The organism is Amycolatopsis sp. ATCC 39116 (assembly GCF_000231075.2).
Classification (GTDB): Bacteria; Actinomycetota; Actinomycetes; order Mycobacteriales; family Pseudonocardiaceae; genus Amycolatopsis_E; species Amycolatopsis_E tucumanensis.
In genome coordinates this window covers 22,857-39,474 of the sequence record NZ_AFWY03000042.1, presented here as the reverse complement: position 1 = coordinate 39,474, position 16,618 = coordinate 22,857, and the positions used below count along the sequence as shown (strand labels likewise).

Genomic DNA, 16,618 nt, shown 5'->3' with positions numbered 1-16,618 from the left:
CATTTCCCTGGACACATTGACCAGTGTTCGCCGAGGATGATCTATCAAATCGGGCAATGTGACCAGGAGGATGCGTGGACGCGCTCGACGCCCGGCTGTTGCTGTTGCTCACCGACTCGCCGCGGCTGAACGTGCTGGACTGCGCGCGACGGCTCGGCGTCGCCAGGGGCACCGTGCAGGCGCGCCTGGACCGGCTCACCGAACAGGGCATCCTCGGCGGCTTCCCGCCGCAGCTGAACCTGGCGGCGATGGGGTACGGGCTGACCGCGTTCGCAGTGATCGAGATCGCGCAGGGTCAGCGCACCTCGGTGTCCGAGGCGCTGGACGCGATCGAGGAGGTCTGCGAGGTGCACGCCACCACCGGGCAGGGCGACCTGTTCGTCCGGATGGTGGCGCGCGACCACGACGACCTGCAGCGGGTCATCGACGCCGTGGTGAGCGTGCCGGGCGTGCGCCGCACGTCGACGTCGCTGGCCCTGTCCACGCCCGTGCCGCCGCGCGTCCGTCCGCTGCTGGAACGGCTCGCCTACGAAACGAACTCCAAGTAGCGCTTGGCCGAGCGCTGCACGACGTCGTAGCCGTCCTGTCGCACCACCGCGTCCCACCACGCGCCGTAGATCGCGTCGAAGCGGTAGCCGGCGAGGATCTCCGCGGCACGCCGCACGACCGCAGGCCGTTCCGGGATCAGGTTCGGGTAGCTGTACATGAACCCGACGTGCTTGCGGTCCGGGATCACCTGCACGATGTCGCCGGACAGCAGCGCGCCCCGGCCCTCCTCGCCGCCGGACCAGTGCAGGACCGTGCCGCCGGTGAAGTGCACACCCAGGTTGACCAGCGTGAGGCCGTCGCCGACCTGCTTGGTCTGGCCGCTCCACAGCTCGATGCGCTCGTCCGGGCGGCCGATCCACTCGCGGTCGCCCTCGTGCAGGTAGACCGGCACGTCGAAGGTGCGGGCCCACTCGACGCAGGTCGTGTAGTAGTGCGGGTGGCTGATCGCGATGCCGGTGATGCCGCCGCGGCTGGTGATGTGCTCGGCGATCGTGTCGTCCAGGTAGGCGGTGAGGTCCCAGAGGAAGTTGCCGCTCGCGGTCTCGACGAAGAGGGCGCGCTGGCCGATGCCGAACTTCGGGGTGCAGGCGATGCCGGTGAGGCCGGTGCCCTCTTGCCTGATGACCGGCTCGTGCTCGGCTTTCAGGGTGGCGAAGTCGGTCCACCGCTGGCCCGATGGGGGGACGTACTGGCGTTCGTCCTCGCAGATGGGGCAGTCCGCGCGGGGGGAGGCGTACTGCATGCCGCAGGTCACGCAGATGGGGTTCATGTCGTGTGACGCTACGCGGTTTTCCGGGCGCCGGGCTTCGCTTTTGCTTCGCTACGCCCGCGCGGGACCGCACACAGCGAAGCGGCTGCTCCGGGCGATGCTCCCGCCCGGAGCAGCCGCTCCGAAAAAGTGTGGGTCTCAGCCGGAGTAGGGCACGGCCTTGACCAGCGTCACCTTCTGCGTGCTCCCGTTGGGCAGCTCGTACTCGCGCGACTCGCCTTCCTTCGCGCCCAGCAGGGCCTTGCCCAGGGGCGACTCGGGGGAGTACACGTCGAGTTCGCCCTCGGCGCCCTCTTCGCGCGTGGCGAGCAGGAACTTCTCGTCCTCGTCGTCACCCTCGTAACGCACGGTGAGGACCTTGCCCGGCTCGGCGACCCCGTCGTTCTTCGGGGCCTCGCCGACCTTCGCCGACCGCAGGAGTTCCTGCAGGTGGCGGATGCGGGCCTCCTGCTGGCCCTGCTCCTCGCGGGCAGCGTGGTAACCGCCGTTCTCGCGGAGGTCGCCTTCTTCGCGGCTGGCGTTGATCTTCGCAGCGATGACCGGACGATTCTCGATCAGCTCGTCGAGCTCGTGCTTGAGCCTGTCGTAGGCTTCCTGGGTCAGCCAGGTCACCTGGGTGTCGCTCACGGCCACCATCTCCTCGTCGTGCCTGCCGGACATGGGTGTTCATGCCGGCAGCCGCACTCGACCGAGTGCGGCTGGATAAAGGAAAAACACGGCCCGTTCGGGCCGTGCCGGTAGATCAGGGTACCACGGCAGGGCAGGTCAGCGCCGGTGTCTTTCTCAGAAACCGGGCATTCGTCGCGTCATTCACCCCGTTGGCCGCTAACTCCTTGACAGATACTCCGGGATGTCGTAGGAGCAGCCGTACACGTCCGCGGTGACCGGGCGGTCGATGCTCCGCACGACCACGTCGACCCGGCTGTCGTTCGCCGGGATGTAGACCTCCCGCCGCCCGCTCTCGGCGCCGCTGATGTCCCGCGTCCGCACGATGCACACGCCCGGCCGGTCCGGCTCGTCCCGCGTCACGTTCAGCGAGATCGTCATCGCGTTGCCGGGAAGCTCCGCGAACGTGACGCGTTCCGCACTGATGGGCGCGGCGCCCAGGTTCACGTACCCGATCCACGCGACGGCGCAGCTCACGACCAGCGCGATCCCGGTGAACACCCACACGCGCCAGCGGCGGCTCGGCCTGCGGGGCCGCCCGTATCGGCCGTCCGGCAGCGACGGCGGGGCGCTGGCGGTGCTCAAGTGCCGGGCCTCCGATCGAACTTGTCGTACCCCCGGGGACAATGGAGGCAACCGCAGTATCTCTCCGGGGCGGAATAGGGATTCAGAAGGGGTCGTTGGACGCATGGTGGGTTCTGACGAGCTGATGTCCGGAACGGGATCGCGCCTGCGTCTCATGGCGGTGCACGCACATCCCGACGACGAGTCGAGCAAGGGTGCGGCCACCATGGCGCGCTACGTCGCCGAGGGTGCCGAGGTCATGGTCGTGACCTGCACCGGAGGCGAGGCCGGGAGCATCCTCAACCCGGCCATGGACCGGCCCGAGGTGCTGGCCAACATGTCCGCCATCCGCCGCGAGGAGATGGCCAAGGCCGCCAAGATCCTCGGCGTCCAGCACCGCTGGCTGGGCTTCGTGGACTCCGGCCTGCCGGAGGGCGACCCGCTGCCCCCGCTGCCGGAGGGTTGCTTCGCGCTCACCCCGATCGAGGAGCCGGTGCGCGAGCTGGTCAAGGTCATGCGCGAGTTCCGCCCGCACGTCGTGCTGACCTACGACGAGAACGGCGGCTACCCGCACCCGGACCACATCCGCACCCACGAGGTCTCCATGGCGGCCTTCGACGCCGCCGCCGAGCCGGACAAGTTCCCCGAAGCCGGCGAGCCGTGGCAGGCGCTCAAGCTGTACTACATGCACGGCTTCTCCCGCGCCCGCATGCAGGCCTTCCACGACGCGCTCGTCGAGGCCGGCCTGGAGTCGCCGTACGCGGAGTGGCTCGGCAAGTGGGACCCGGACCGCGCGGACGTCATGGAGCGCGTCACCACGCGCATCGAGTGCGCCGACTACTTCGAGGTCCGCGACGAGGCGCTGAAGGCGCACGCCACCCAGATCGACCCGAACAGCCGGTGGTTCTTCGTGCCGCTGGACATGCAGCGCCGGGTGTGGCCGACGGAGGAGTACGAGCTGGTCCGCTCGCTCGTGGACAGCACGCTGCCCGAGGACGACCTGTTCGCGGGCGTCCGTGAGAAGGTGAACACATGAGTCTCTTGTTGCCGGTGACGGCGCCGGTCGCCACGACCGCCCTCGTCCTCGCGCAGCAGCCGGGCAACGGCGACAACGGCGGCCAGGGCGAGGACTTCGGCAAGTCCTCGCCGCTGGGGTTCCTGATCCTCCTGCTGTTCCTCATCGCCGTCGCCCTGCTGGTGCGCTCGATGACCAAGCACCTCAAGCGCGTCCCGGCCACCTTCGACCCGGAGGAGAAGGCCGAGGCCGACGCCGCCGAGGCGAAGGACGAAGACCAGGCGGGGAAGCCCGCGCCCGAGCCGGTCAAGCAGCCGGAGAAGAGCGAGAGCAGCTAGCGCGGCGGCTCTCCGGGCGCCGTGACACCCTGGTGGCATGGCCAACCGACTCGCCGCCGCGACGAGCCCCTACCTGCTGCAGCACGCCGAAAACCCGGTCGACTGGTGGCCGTGGAGCGCCGAGGCGCTCGCCGAGGCCAAGCGCCGGGACGTGCCGATCCTGCTCTCGATCGGTTACGCCGCGTGCCACTGGTGCCACGTCATGGCCCACGAGTCCTTCGAGGACGCCGAGACCGCGCGCCTGATGAACGAGCACTTCGTCAACATCAAGGTCGACCGGGAGGAGCGTCCCGACATCGACGCGGTCTACATGACCGCGACCCAGGCGATGACCGGCCAGGGCGGCTGGCCGATGACCTGCTTCCTCACCCCCGACGGCGAGCCGTTCCACTGCGGCACCTACTACCCGCCCGAGCCGCGGCCGGGCATGCCGTCGTTCCAGCACCTCCTCGTCGCCGTCGCCCAGGCCTGGCAGGAACGCCGCGACGAACTGCGCGAGGGCGCGGGCAAGATCGTCGAGCACCTCGCCGGGCAGCTCGGGCCGCTGCCGCCCGCCCCGGTCGACGCGGGGGTGCTCGACGCCGCCCTGCTGAAGCTGACCGGGGAGGCCGACCGCGCACGCGGCGGTTTCGGTGGCGCGCCGAAGTTCCCGCCGTCGATGGTGCTGGAGTTCCTGCTGCGCCACCACGAACGCACCGGCTCCGCCGAGGCGCTGTCCCTTGTGGAATCGTGCGCCGAGGCGATGGCGCGCGGCGGCATCCACGACCAGCTCGCCGGCGGCTTCGCCCGCTACTCCGTCGACGCGTCCTGGGTCGTGCCGCACTTCGAGAAGATGTTGTACGACAACGCTCTGCTGCTGCGGGTCTACGCGCACCTGGCCCGCCGCACCGGCTCCGCCCTGGCCGCCGAAGTCGCGCGCATGACCGGCGAGTTCCTGCTCGCCCGCCTCCGCACGGAACAGGGCGGGTTCGCCGCGTCGCTCGACGCGGACACCCTCGGCGAGGAAGGCCTGACCTACGTGTGGACGCCCGCGCAGCTGCGTGAGGTGCTCGGCGACGACGACGGCGCGTGGGCCGCGGAACTGTTCAGCGTCACCGAATCCGGCACGTTCGAGCACGGCGCCTCGGTGCTGCAGCTCCGCGACCCGGACGACCGGGAGCGCTTCGAGCGGGTCCGCTCCGCGCTGCTGGCCGCCCGCGACGAGCGTCCCCAGCCGGGCCGGGACGACAAGGTGATCGCGGCCTGGAACGGCCTTGCCATCACCGCGCTGTGCGAGGCGGGCGTGGCGCTCGACGAGCCGCACTGGGTGACCGCGGCGCAGGAGGCCGCGTCCGCGGTCCTCGGCATCCACCTCCGCGACAACCGCCTGCGCCGCAGCTCGCGTGACGGCACGGCCGGTGACGCGGCGGGCGTGCTGGAGGACTACGGCTGCCTGGCCGAGGGACTGCTGGCCCTGCACCAGGCGACCGGCGACCCGCGCTGGCTCACCGAAGCGGTGAACCTGCTCGACACCGCGCTCGCCAATTTCGCCGTCGCGGACACCCCGGGCGCGTACCACGACACGGCGGACGACGCCGAGGTCCTCGTGCACCGGCCGTCGGACCCGACTGACAACGCCAGCCCCTCCGGCGCATCCGCGCTGACGAACGCGCTGGTCACGGCCTCGGTGCTGGTCGGGCCGGACCGGTCCGCGCGGTACCGGGCAGCCGCCGAGGAGGCCGTGCACCGGACGGGCCAGCTGATCGCCAAGGCCCCGCGCTTCGCCGGGCACTGGCTCACCGCGGCCGAGGCGCTGCTGGCCGGGCCCGTCCAGGTCGCCATCGCCGGCCCGGACTCGACCGAGCGGGACCTGCTGCGCGCGGTGGCCGCCCGTCGTGCGCACGGCGGCGCGGTCGTGCTGGCCGGGGAGCCCGACGCAGAGGGGGTGCCGCTGCTCGCGGACCGCCCGCTGGTGGCCGGTCAGGCCGCGGCCTACGTGTGCCGCGGTTACGTCTGCGACCGGCCCGTGACCAGCCCTGATGACCTGGTCTCAGCTTTGTCCGCCCGCAGTGAACAGGGGATCTGACGCGCTGGTTCCGGCGTAGCGTGTGTTGCAACGTAATCATGTAATCGCGGAGGCGATGGACATGCGCACACACGCACAGTGGGGACGAGGCTGGAAGGGCCGCGGCCAGGCCGAAGTGCCGCCGGCGGACGACGCGGCGGGCTGGTTCGCCGGGCGGCTCCCCGACGGCTGGTTCACCGGAACCCCGGACATCACGGTGGACCGTGAGGAGATCCTGATCGTCGGCGAACTGCCGGCGCTCACCGACGAGTTCGCCGACGACGCCGCCCGCGCCGCCGCCGAGTCGGGGCGCATCAGCCGGTTCCGCGAGGAGACCCGCGAGCACCGCATCGAGATCGCGCGCCAGGCCGAGCACCGGTACCAGCGCAAGGTGTCCTGGGGCGCGCGCCTCGGCGGCACCGAAGAGTTGTTCACCACACAGTCGGTGCCGGTGATGACGCGCCTGCGCCAGCCCGAGCGGCTGGTGCTCGACACGCTCGTCGACGCCGGGGTCGCGCGGTCCCGGTCGGACGCCCTGGCCTGGGCAGCCCGGCTCGTCGGTCAGCACGCCGAGGAGTGGCTCGGCGAGCTGCGCGAGGCCATGTCGAAGGTCGACGAACTGCGCCGGGAGGGGCCGGATCTGGGCTGAGCTCGCCATGCGGGACCGCGGAAGTTACGCCAGAGTAGGAACATGAACCCCGATGCGTTGACCGCGGTACTGGATGGACAGTGGGCCCAGCTGCGCCGGGAGATTCGCGCGCAGTACGCCGGGTACGACCTCGACGAGCCCTACGACCTGAGCACCGAGGAGTACCGGGCCTGGGTGCTGGAGCGCCTGCGGGAACTGGCCAAGAGCGGCTGGCACCGGCTCGGATTCTCCCGCGAGTACGGCGGCGGGGGAGACATCGGCGGCTCGGTGGTGTCGTTCGAGATGCTCGGCTACGGCGACCTGTCGCTGATGGTGAAGTCCGGTGTGCAGTGGGGCCTGTTCGGCGGCGCGATCCAGCTGCTCGGCACGGCGCCGCACCACCAGCGGTACCTGGCCCGCATCATGGACCTGGACCTGCTCGGCTGCTTCGCCATGACCGAGACCGGGCACGGCTCGGACGTGCAGCACCTGCGCACCACGGCCACCTACGACCCGGCCACCCGCGAGTTCGTCATCGACACCCCGGACGAGCAGGCGCGCAAGGACTACATCGGCAACGCGGCGCGGCACGGCCAGATGGCGGTGGTGTTCGCGCAGCTCGTCACCGGCGGGGAAAGCCGTGGCGTGCACGCCTTCGTGGTGCCGATCCGGGACGAGACGGGCGCGCCGATGCCGGGCGTGGAGATCGGTGACGACGGCCGCAAGGCGGGCCTGAACGGCGTCGACAACGGGCGCCTGACGTTCCACTCCGTGCGCGTGCCGCGGGACGCGCTGCTCAACCGGTACGGCGACGTCACCGAGGACGGCACCTACACGAGCCCGATCGAGAGCGACAACCGCCGGTTCTTCACCATGCTGGGCACGTTGATCCGCGGCCGGATCAGCGTGGCGGGCGGCGCGATCCACGCGACCGAGCGGGCGCTGGCGATCGCGACCCGGTACGCGGAGAAGCGCCGCCAGTTCGGCCGTCCCGGCGCGGACGGCGAGACAGTGCTGCTGGATTACCGGGCGCACCAACGGAAACTGCTGCCGGCGATCGCGCGCACCTACGCGCTGCACTTCGCGCACGAGGAGCTGACCCGGGCGCTGCACGACATCCAGGGCACCGCGGACGCCGAAGAACGGGCGCAACGCGAGCTGGAATCCCGTGCCGCGGGCATCAAGGCGATCGCGACCTGGCACGCGACCCGCAGCATCCAGACGGCGCGGGAAGCGTGTGGTGGCGCGGGATACCTGTCGGAGAACCTGCTGCCCGCGCTGAAGGCCGACACCGACGTGTTCACCACGTTCGAGGGCGACAACACGGTGCTGCTGCAGCTGGTCGCGAAGGGCCTGCTGACCAGCTACCGCGACCACTTCGCCGACCTGAGCCCGCTGGCGACCGCCCGGTTCGTGGCCGAGCAGTTCGTCGGCGCGGTGATCGAGCGGACGGCGGCGCGCAAGGTGATCGAGCGGCTGGTGGACGCGGCGCCCGGCCGGGACGACGACGATGTGCTGTTCGACCGCGGCTGGCAGGTGAAGCTGTTCGAGGACCGCGAGCAGCACGTGCTGGAGGGCTGTGCGCGGCGGCTGCGCCGGGCCGCGGAGGCGGACCCGTTCGAGGTCTTCAACGACGCGCAGGACCACGTGCTGCGTGCGGCGAAGGTGCACGTCGAACGGATCGTGCTGGAGGCGTTCGTCGCCGCCATCGATCGGTGCGCGGACGACGAGGCGCGGGCGCTGTTGGAGCGGGTGTGCGACCTGTACGTGCTGTCGAACGTCGAAGAGGACCGCGCGTGGTTCCTCGAACACGGCCGGCTGACGTCGGCGCGGGCGAAGGCGGTGGTCGCCGCGGTGAACGACCTGTGCGCCGAACTCCGCCCCCACGCGCGACTGCTCGCGGACGGCTTCGCGGTGCCGGAACCGTTCCTGCGCCCCGCGATGCTGCGTTAGGCGCGCGTGCTGCCGTTTTGTTGTTCGGCACGAGCTCCCGGCCGGAGTGGGACCTCGGCGAGGTGCGCCGGGAGATGGCGGTGATTCGGTCGCCACCACCGGTTTGCCGTGCGCGAAGTGCGACCGCAGGTCCTGGCGCAACGTGTTCGCGTTACCTCGACCTGGCCTCCTACGGCGTGGTGAAGCTGACCGATGCCGGCCCGCGGCCGAAGGCCGTGTTCCACGGGCCTACAGCGCCGGCCGGGTCGCGGCCGGCGCCGCGTCAGGTGCGCTTCTTCTCCTTGGCGGTGCCGAGCGCCAGGATCGCGACGACCATCGCGATCGCCACGGCGCTCGGCACCACGTACCGCCACGCGCCGGCCAGGTCCAGCCCGCCGGAAAGCCAACCGAACACCCCACCCTGCCGTGCGCCGAGAATCGCCTGGACCAGCGGGACCGCGCCGAGCTGGATGCCCGCCACCAGGCAGACCAGTTGCGCGGCGTCGTATCCCGGCGTCTTCGTCGCCATGAGCACCCCCACAGTGTTTTCGCAATGCGTCTGCATTGTAAGAACGAGCCGGACGGCAATGCAAGTGCATTGCTAAGCTTGGCGCGTGCCCAGGCAAGTCGATCACGACCAGCGCCGCGCCGAACTGGCCGAAGCCCTGTGGCGGCTGGCAAGCACGCGCGGCATCGAGGCGGTGAGCCTGCGCGAGGTGGCCGCCGAGGCGGGGGTCTCGATGGGCCGGGTGCAGCACTACTTCGCGTCCAAGGACGACATGCTCGCGTTCGCGCTGGAGCTGGCGAACGAGCGCGCGGGGGCGCGGATCCGGGCGCGCCTGGCCGGGGATCCCGGGCCGGAGCGGATCCTGCGCGAGGTGCTGACCGAGATGCTCGGCCTGAACGCGGAGAGCAGGCAGTTCCTCCTGCTCGGCATCGCCTTCCTCAACCGCGCGATCACCAGCGAGGCGATCGCGACCCGGATGTCCGACGGCGACGCCGAGCTGCGCGGCTTCCTGGCGAGCCTGGTCGCCGCGGCAGTCGGTGAGCGGCGCGGTGTCGACCCGGACCGGGAGGCACGCATCCTGATCCAGCTGGCCGCCGGACTGGGCGTCGAGGTGGCACTGGGACAGACCGCCCCGGACGAGGCGGTCGCCACGGTGGACTACTACCTCCGGCGACTGCTCGGCTGACGAACGTCAAGCCCGGACCCGGATTCGGCATGATCACCGGCCGCGGGCTCGCGCGGTGGCAGGGGCTCGCAGCCTCGTCGGCGGAGTTCCGCCGCGCGGAGCGGGTGTTCTCGGTCGTCTGGGGAGCGGCGTTGCCGGACGAGTGCGTGGTCCGCGTCGTCGAGGTCTACACGCTCCCGGTCGCCACGATGGTCAAGCCCGGACCCGGATGTTCGTGCTCGCGGCCGCGATCGTGCTCGCGTTCCGGACCAGCGGGAAGCTCGCGGTCGGCGCGATGGAGCGCCTGACGCGGTTAGCGGGCGAGGTGGGCGCCGATGCCGTCGAGCAGGAAGTCCAGCCCCCTGCGGAACGTGGCGTCCGCGTCCGGCCTGCTGCCGTCGCGGACGAAGTCGGCCAGCGCGGGGTATCGGCCCGTCGCGAAAGCCCGTTCCAGGTACGGCCAGGACGCCGCCTGCCACTGCGTCTTGTCCATCCCGCTGGCCCGCTCGGCGCGCCGCTCGGCGATCTCCCGCCGCACGGCGCCGATGACGTACGAGTCGACGGCCGCGACCACCGGCAGGACGGCGTCCGCGTCGACGCCGCGCAGTCCGGCGACCACCGCCTCCAGCCTGGCCAGCGCGTTCGGGCCGAGCTGGGGTCGTCCGCCGAGCAGGTCGGCGAGCCATTCGTGCCGGTGGACGGCCTGCCGCGTGGCTTCGGCGAGTGACCGCAGCACCTCCCGCCAGCCCTCGCCGGCGGGCCGGATCTCCGCCTGCACCGCGTCGACCATCAGGTCGAGCAGCTCCTCCTTGGTTTCGAGGTAGCCGTACAACCGCATCGGGCCGACGCCCAGCTCGGCGGCGACCTTGCGCAGCGACACGGCATCCAGGCCGTCCGCGTCAGCCAGCCGGATCGCCGCCTCGACGATCCGCTCCCGGCTCAGCGGCGCGGGCGCCGGACGGCTCGGCGGCTCGGGCCTCTCCCACACCAGCATGCGTTGACGATACATCGCATCCCGCAATACGGTGTATCGTAGAAATACACTGTATCGAAGGAGTGCTCGTGAACATCGCCATCGTCGGTGCCGGCCTCGGCGGGCTGGCCCTCGCCCGCGTGCTGCACGTGCACGGCATCGAGTCGGTCGTCTACGAACGCGACTCGTCGCGGCACGCGCGCGGCCAGGGCGGCATGCTCGACATCCACTCCGGGCAGCAGGCGCTGCGCGAGGCCGGGCTGTTCGACGGGTTCCAGGCGATCGCCCGGGGCGCGGGCCAGGACATGCGGCTCCTGGAACCGGACGGCACCCTGCTGCTGCAGGAGGACACGCCCGACGACGCCCCGCTCGACCGGCCCGAGGTGGACCGCGCCGACCTGCGTGACCTGCTCCTCGACTCCCTCCCCGAGCACACCGTGCGCTGGAGGCACGCCTTCCAGTCCGCGGCCGACGGCGTGCTGCGCTTCGCTGACGGCCGCACCGCGGCGTACGACCTGCTGGTCGGCGCCGACGGCGCGGAATCCCGGGTGCGCCCGCTGCTCACCGACGCCCGGCCGGTGCACACCGGCCAGAACACCATCGAACTCGGCATTCCGGACATCGACCGCACCCACCCGGACCTCGCGGCGATGGTCGGGCGCGGCAACTACTGGGTGCTCGGCGACCGCCGGTCCCTGTCCGCGCAGCGCAACGGCGACGGCCGCGTCCGCGTCTACCTCAGCTTCCACACCGGCGCGGACTGGCTGGCGACCAGCGGCATCCCGTTCGACGACCCCGCCGCGGCCAGGGCGCGCCTGCTCGACCTGTTCGCCGACTGGCACCCGCGGATCACCGCGCTGATCGCGGCCTGCGACGACACCATCGTGCCGCGTGCGATCACCACGCTGCCGGTCGGCGTGACCTGGCCCGCGAAACCGGGCGTCACGCTGCTCGGCGACGCCGCGCACCTGATGCCGCCGGTGGGGCAGGGCGCCAACATGGCGCTGCTCGACGGCGCCCGGCTCGGCCAGGCGCTGGCCGCGCACCCGGGCGACCTCGCCGCGGCGGTCGAGGAGTACGAGCGTGAGATGTTCGAACGCACCAGCGCGGCCGCGCGGCACTCCGCCCGGATCCAGGAAATGCTGGCGGCGCCGGACGCGGCCCGGCGCATGCTCGCCTTCTTCCAGCCGTTGGGCCGCTGACCGCCGCTCAGGCGTAGATCGCCAGCCAGACGGCGATGTAGTGCGAGATCGCGGCCAGCACGGTGCACGCGTGGAAGAACTCGTGGTAGCCGAAGGTGTTGGGCCAGTAGTTCGGCCACTTCACCGCGTAGAACACCGCGCCTACGGTGTAGAACAGGCCGCCAACCAGCAGCAACACGAGCGCGGCCACCCCGGCGTGCGTGGCCAGCTCGGGCAGCACGAAGATCGCCACCCAGCCGAGCGCCACGTAGATCGGCACGCCGAGCCAGCGCGGCGCGCCCGGCCACAGCATCTTCAGCGCCACCCCGGCCAGCGCGCCGCCCCAGACCACGCCCAGCACGACGTAGCCGGTCGGCTTCGACATCGCGAGCAGCGTGAACGGCGTGTACGTGCCCGCGATGAACAGGAAGATCATCGAGTGGTCCGCGCGCTTCATCCACTGGTAGGCACGCGGGCTCCACAACCGGCGGTGGTACAGCGCGCTGACGCCGAACACGCCGAGCACGGTCACCCCGTACACCGACGTGGCCAGCGCGGCCAGGCCGGACACCGTCGCGCCGGCGAACGCGACCAGCGTCGCCACGCAGGCGAGCGCGCTGAAGAACGTCCAGAAGTGGATATGGCCGCGGAGCCGGGGGCGGGTGTCGACGAAGGGTTCGGTCTCTACGGTCACACCAACAAGGTTACGGCGACGTAGGTTCCGCGCCAGTCAACCGTGGCCCGGCCCACGTCGCTTTCGGACCCTGCGTACATTGGTTGGACGTGAGTCTTCGCTCCTTCGGGTCCAAGCTTGTCTACGGCATCTACAGCCGCCGTCTGATCCAGCAGGCCGCGGGCAAGCACCCGCGGCACATCGCGATCATGCTGGACGGCAATCGCAGGTGGGCACGGGAAGCCGGCTTCACCGACGTCGCCGACGGGCACCGCGCGGGAGCGCGCAAGATCGCCGACTTCCTCACCTGGTGCCGCGAGGCCGACGTCGAGGTCGTGACGATGTGGCTGCTGTCCACGGACAACCTCAGCCGCGCCACCGAGGAGCTCGAACCGCTCCTGGAGATCATCGCCGACGTCGTCGACGAGCTGGCCCACCCCGGCAACCCGTGGCGCATCCGGGTCGTCGGCGCGCTGGAGCTCCTGCCCGAGCCGATCGCCAAGCGCCTGCAGTCGGCCGCGGCGAGCACCGAGAAGCGCACCGGCATGGAGGTCAACGTCGCCGTCGGCTACGGCGGGCGGCAGGAGATCGCGGACGCGGTCAAGAAGCTGCTGCTCCAGCACGCCGACGAGGGCACGTCCATCCGCGAGCTGGCGAAGATCCTCGACGTCGACCACATCTCCGAGCACCTCTACACCTCGGGCCAGCCCGACCCCGACCTCATCATCCGCACCTCCGGTGAGCAGCGGCTGTCCGGTTTCCTGCTGTGGCAGTCGGCGCACTCCGAGTTCTGGTTCACGGAGGCCTACTGGCCCGCGTTCCGCAGGGTCGATTTCCTCCGCGCGCTCCGTGACTACGCGTGGCGGCACCGCCGTTTCGGTACTTGACAACACGTTCCGTGCCGATCCGTTGATTTCTCCTCTACCGACGGTGAGATGACAACCTGGTGAATCACCTGCCTGGCTGCCTGCACGAAACGGCGAACGCAGGTAACTTCCGAAGTGATGGCTCGTGACCTTGCGGACCATCACGGGAGGCCCTGGTAGTGGCGGTTGTAGAGCAGACGGCGCGTGAGCCGTTCGCGATACCCACGAGGGGGCCGGCACCCGGCCCTCGTGGCCCTGCGCGCTGACGCGTAAGCGGAAGCGAAGAGCGGACCAGCCAGGGTGGTGCCCGGCCCAGCGAGTGTGGGCGTGGTGCCACGTCCACGAGGGAGATGCCGTCGTGACTACGCAGCGTTCGCCCCGTAAGGCCTCCGGCCGCTCACCGAATTCCGCGGAGGGCACCGCAGAACCCCCGAGTTCCGTGCCAGGGCAGCACACCTATGTCCTGGACACCTCGGTTCTGCTGGCCGACCCGTGGGCCATCACGAGATTCGCCGAGCACGCCGTGGTCCTGCCGTTGGTCGTGATCAGTGAACTGGAGGCGAAACGGCATCACCCCGAATTGGGCTGGTTCGCGCGGGAATCCCTGCGTCAGCTCGACGACCTGCGGCTCAAGCACGGCCGGCTGGACGCCCCGATCCCGATCGGTGACTCCGGCGGCACCCTGCACGTCGAGCTGAACCACTCGGATCCGACGGTCCTGCCGCCCGGGTTCCGCACGGACTCCAACGACCACCGGATCCTGGCCTGCGCGCTGAACCTCAAGGTCGAGCGCGAGGCGGTCACCCTGGTCACCAAGGACATCCCGCTGCGCGTCAAGGCGGGCGCCGTCGGCCTGCCCGCCGACGAGTACCGCGCGCTGGAGGTCGCGCCGTCCGGCTGGACCGGGATGGTCGACGTGGAGGTGCCGCAGGAGGCGGTCGACGCGCTGTTCCGCGACGGTGTCGTCGACCTGGCCGAATACGGGCTGCCCGAGGTGGGCGAATCGCCCTGCCACACCGGCCTGCGGCTGGTCGCCGGTTCCGGCAGCTCGTCCGCACTGGGCAGGCTGACCCCGGCCAAGAAGGTCAAGCTGGTCCGCGGTGACAAGGAGGCGTTCGGCCTGCACGGCCGCTCGGCCGAGCAGCGGATCGCGCTGGACCTGCTGCTCGACCCGGACATCGGCATCGTGTCGCTCGGCGGCCGCGCCGGCACCGGCAAGTCCGCGCTCGCGCTGTGCGCCGGGCTGGAGTCGGTGATGGAACGCCGCGAGCACCGCAAGGTGGTCGTGTTCCGGCCGGTGTACGCCGTCGGCGGCCAGGACCTCGGCTACCTGCCGGGGTCGGAGTCGGAGAAGATGCAGCCGTGGGCGCAGGCGGTGTTCGACACCCTCGGCGCCCTGGTCAGCCAGGACGTGCTGGACGAGGTGTTCGACCGCGGCATGCTGGAGGTCCTGCCGCTGACGCACATCCGCGGCCGGTCCCTGCACGACTCGTTCGTGATCGTGGACGAGGCGCAGTCGCTGGAGCGCAACGTGCTGCTCACCGTGCTGTCGAGGCTGGGCACCGCGTCCCGCGTGGTGCTCACGCACGACGTCGCGCAGCGGGACAACCTGCGCGTCGGGCGCCACGACGGCGTGTCGGCGGTGATCGAGAAGCTGAAGGGCCACCCGCTCTTCGCGCACGTCACGCTGACCCGCTCCGAGCGGTCGCCGATCGCCGCGCTGGTCACGGAGATGCTGGAGGACCACGGGTAAGCGTGGGCGGGGCCGCCTCGGGCGAGGCGGCCCCGTTCCTCACCAGCCGGCGGGCAGCGGCCGCCCTTCGGCGAAGCCGGCGGCCGACTGGATGCCCAGCACCGCGCGGCGGTGGAAGTCCTCGATGTCCCGCGCGCCCGCGTAGGTGAACGCGGACCGGACGCCCGAGCAGATCTCGTCGATCAGGTCCTCGACGCCGGGGCGCTGCGGGTCGAGCAGCATCCGCGACGACGAGATGCCCTCCTCGAACAGGGCCTTGCGGGCGCGCTCGAACACGTTGTCGGTGCGCGTGCGGGCGCCGACGGCCCGCTTCGACGCCATGCCGAACGACTCCTTGTACGGACGCCCGTGCTCGTCGTACCGCAGGTCGCCGGGGGATTCGTGGGTGCCGGCGAACCACGAGCCGACCATCGCCGCCGACGCGCCGGCGGCGAGGGCCAGCGCGACGTCGCGGGGGTGGCGGACGCCGCCGTCGGCCCACACGTGCTTGCCCAGCTCGCGGGCGGCCTTCGCGCACTCCAGCACCGCGGAGAACTGCGGGCGGCCGACGCCGGTCATCATCCGCGTGGTGCACATCGCGCCGGGGCCGACGCCGACCTTGACCACGTCCGCGCCCGCGTCGATGAGGTCGCGGGTGCCCTCCGCGGTGACCACGTTGCCCGCCACGACCGGCACCGCGGGCGAGACCGAGCGGACGGCCTTCAGCGCGGCGATCATCTTCTCCTGGTGGCCGTGCGCGGTGTCGACCACGAGCGTGTCGATGCCCGCGGCCAGCAGCGACTCGGCCTTGGCGGCGACGTCGCCGTTGATGCCCACGGCGGCGGCGACCCGCAGGCTGCCCTGGGCGTCCACGGCCGGGGTGTAGATGTCGGCGCGCAGCGCCGCGGTCTGGGTGAGGATCCCGGCGAGCTTGCCGTCGGCGTCCACACCCAGCGCGATCTGGGCGCCCGCGGCGTGCAGGCGCTCGAAGACCTCACGGGAGGGGGTGTCGAGCGGGCAGGTCACGAGCGGCTCGTAGGCGACCTCGGCGACGCGCGCGAAGCGGTCGACGCCCGTGCAGGCGGCCTCGTCGACGATGCCCTGCGGGCGGCCGTCCTCGTCGACCACGACGACGGCGCCGTGCGCGCGCTTGCCGATCAGGTTGAGGGCGTCGGCGACCGCGTCACCGCCGGTGAGGACCAGCGGGGTGTCCCAGGTGGTGTGGCGGCTCTTGATCCAGCCGACGATGTCGGCGACCGCGGCCGGGTCGACGTCCTGCGGCAGGACGACGAGCCCGCCGCGCCGCGCGACGGTCTCGGCCATCCGCCGCCCCGCGACGGCGGTCATGTTGGCGACGACGATCGGGATCGTGGCGCCGGTGCCGTCGACGGTGGACAGGTCGACGTCGAAGCGCGATTCCACGGCCGAGCGGTTGGGCACGAGGAAGACGTCGTCGTAAGTGAGGTCGTGAGCGGGCCCGTGGCCATCGAGAAAACGCACGAGTCCCCAGACTACG

General features: G+C 71.3%; 17 protein-coding genes. 10 read left to right on the top strand and 7 right to left on the bottom strand.

What is annotated here, in order from left to right; genetic code table 11:
• Window positions 1–74 precede the first annotated feature (74 nt).
• Entirely contained in the window at window positions 75–548 is a 474-nt protein-coding gene (locus AMY39116_RS0330960) for an Lrp/AsnC family transcriptional regulator (RefSeq protein WP_020421488.1), read from the top strand.
• Here AMY39116_RS0330960 and AMY39116_RS0330955 read toward each other — a convergent pair.
• From AMY39116_RS0330955 to AMY39116_RS0330945, 3 genes are all read right to left on the bottom strand, one after another.
• On the bottom strand, window positions 527–1,318 hold the full coding sequence (locus AMY39116_RS0330955) for a hypothetical protein (protein ID WP_020421487.1): 792 nt from the start codon (window positions 1,316–1,318) through the stop codon (window positions 527–529). The genes AMY39116_RS0330960 and AMY39116_RS0330955 overlap by 22 nt on opposite strands.
• Window positions 1,319–1,456: 138 nt before the next feature.
• Window positions 1,457–1,954, bottom strand: a complete 498-nt coding sequence (gene greA / locus AMY39116_RS0330950) for a transcription elongation factor GreA (RefSeq protein ID WP_027936366.1) — start codon at window positions 1,952–1,954, stop codon at window positions 1,457–1,459.
• Window positions 1,955–2,143: 189 nt separating this feature from the next.
• Window positions 2,144–2,569, bottom strand: coding sequence for a DUF4307 domain-containing protein (locus AMY39116_RS0330945; RefSeq protein WP_027936365.1), 426 nt, complete (start codon window positions 2,567–2,569; stop codon window positions 2,144–2,146).
• Between the two features lie 103 nt (window positions 2,570–2,672).
• On the opposite strand from AMY39116_RS0330945, the gene mca reads away from it, so the two are divergent.
• Genes mca through AMY39116_RS0330920 form a run of 5 tightly spaced genes read left to right on the top strand, consistent with a single transcriptional unit; the run spans window position 2,673 to window position 8,526 of the window.
• Entirely contained in the window at window positions 2,673–3,584 is a 912-nt protein-coding gene (mca, locus tag AMY39116_RS0330940) for a mycothiol conjugate amidase Mca (protein ID WP_027936364.1), read from the top strand.
• Window positions 3,581–3,901 carry a hypothetical protein gene (locus tag AMY39116_RS0330935; RefSeq protein ID WP_027936363.1) on the top strand — a complete coding sequence of 107 codons (321 nt, stop codon included), beginning with the start codon at window positions 3,581–3,583 and terminating at the stop codon, window positions 3,899–3,901. The genes mca and AMY39116_RS0330935 overlap by 4 nt, the downstream gene beginning before the upstream one ends.
• A 37-nt stretch (window positions 3,902–3,938) precedes the next feature.
• Window positions 3,939–5,966, top strand: a complete 2,028-nt coding sequence (locus tag AMY39116_RS0330930; RefSeq protein ID WP_020421482.1) for a thioredoxin domain-containing protein — start codon at window positions 3,939–3,941, stop codon at window positions 5,964–5,966.
• Between the two features lie 55 nt (window positions 5,967–6,021).
• Window positions 6,022–6,594 (top strand): hypothetical protein, encoded by a 573-nt coding sequence (locus AMY39116_RS0330925; RefSeq protein ID WP_027936362.1) that lies wholly within the window; start codon window positions 6,022–6,024, stop codon window positions 6,592–6,594.
• A gap of 42 nt (window positions 6,595–6,636) precedes the next feature.
• Window positions 6,637–8,526, top strand: a complete 1,890-nt coding sequence (locus tag AMY39116_RS0330920) for an acyl-CoA dehydrogenase (RefSeq protein ID WP_020421480.1) — start codon at window positions 6,637–6,639, stop codon at window positions 8,524–8,526.
• 262 nt (window positions 8,527–8,788) lie between these two features.
• Here the strand turns inward: AMY39116_RS0330920 and AMY39116_RS0330915 are convergent, their stop codons facing one another.
• Entirely contained in the window at window positions 8,789–9,034 is a 246-nt protein-coding gene (locus AMY39116_RS0330915) for a hypothetical protein (protein ID WP_027936361.1), read from the bottom strand.
• Between the two features lie 85 nt (window positions 9,035–9,119).
• Here AMY39116_RS0330915 and AMY39116_RS0330910 point away from each other — a divergent pair, with 85 nt between their 5' ends.
• Window positions 9,120–9,698: a TetR/AcrR family transcriptional regulator gene (locus AMY39116_RS0330910; protein WP_020421478.1), complete on the top strand. Its 579-nt coding sequence runs from the start codon at window positions 9,120–9,122 to the stop codon at window positions 9,696–9,698.
• Window positions 9,699–9,990: 292 nt separating this feature from the next.
• Here the strand turns inward: AMY39116_RS0330910 and AMY39116_RS0330900 are convergent, their stop codons facing one another.
• A complete protein-coding gene (locus AMY39116_RS0330900) occupies window positions 9,991–10,671 on the bottom strand; it encodes a TetR/AcrR family transcriptional regulator (RefSeq protein WP_020421477.1) in 681 nt (226 codons plus the stop codon).
• Between the two features lie 68 nt (window positions 10,672–10,739).
• Between AMY39116_RS0330900 and AMY39116_RS0330895 the strand changes: the two genes are divergently transcribed.
• The gene (locus tag AMY39116_RS0330895) at window positions 10,740–11,852 is read left to right on the top strand and encodes an NAD(P)/FAD-dependent oxidoreductase (protein ID WP_020421476.1); all 1,113 of its coding nucleotides are present in this window, start codon (window positions 10,740–10,742) and stop codon (window positions 11,850–11,852) included.
• Between the two features lie 7 nt (window positions 11,853–11,859).
• Here the strand turns inward: AMY39116_RS0330895 and AMY39116_RS0330890 are convergent, their stop codons facing one another.
• Window positions 11,860–12,525 (bottom strand): hemolysin III family protein, encoded by a 666-nt coding sequence (locus AMY39116_RS0330890; protein WP_020421475.1) that lies wholly within the window; start codon window positions 12,523–12,525, stop codon window positions 11,860–11,862.
• Window positions 12,526–12,614: 89 nt separating this feature from the next.
• On the opposite strand from AMY39116_RS0330890, the gene AMY39116_RS0330885 reads away from it, so the two are divergent.
• Both AMY39116_RS0330885 and AMY39116_RS0330880 read left to right on the top strand, forming a co-directional pair.
• Window positions 12,615–13,391, top strand: a complete 777-nt coding sequence (locus tag AMY39116_RS0330885; RefSeq protein WP_020421474.1) for an isoprenyl transferase — start codon at window positions 12,615–12,617, stop codon at window positions 13,389–13,391.
• A 418-nt stretch (window positions 13,392–13,809) separates the two neighbouring features.
• The gene (locus AMY39116_RS0330880) at window positions 13,810–15,123 is read left to right on the top strand and encodes a PhoH family protein (RefSeq protein ID WP_020421473.1); all 1,314 of its coding nucleotides are present in this window, start codon (window positions 13,810–13,812) and stop codon (window positions 15,121–15,123) included.
• Between the two features lie 39 nt (window positions 15,124–15,162).
• On the opposite strand, the gene AMY39116_RS0330875 is transcribed toward AMY39116_RS0330880, so the two are convergent.
• Window positions 15,163–16,602: a GuaB1 family IMP dehydrogenase-related protein gene (locus tag AMY39116_RS0330875; protein WP_027936359.1), complete on the bottom strand. Its 1,440-nt coding sequence runs from the start codon at window positions 16,600–16,602 to the stop codon at window positions 15,163–15,165.
• Between the last annotated feature and the right edge of the window lie 16 nt (window positions 16,603–16,618).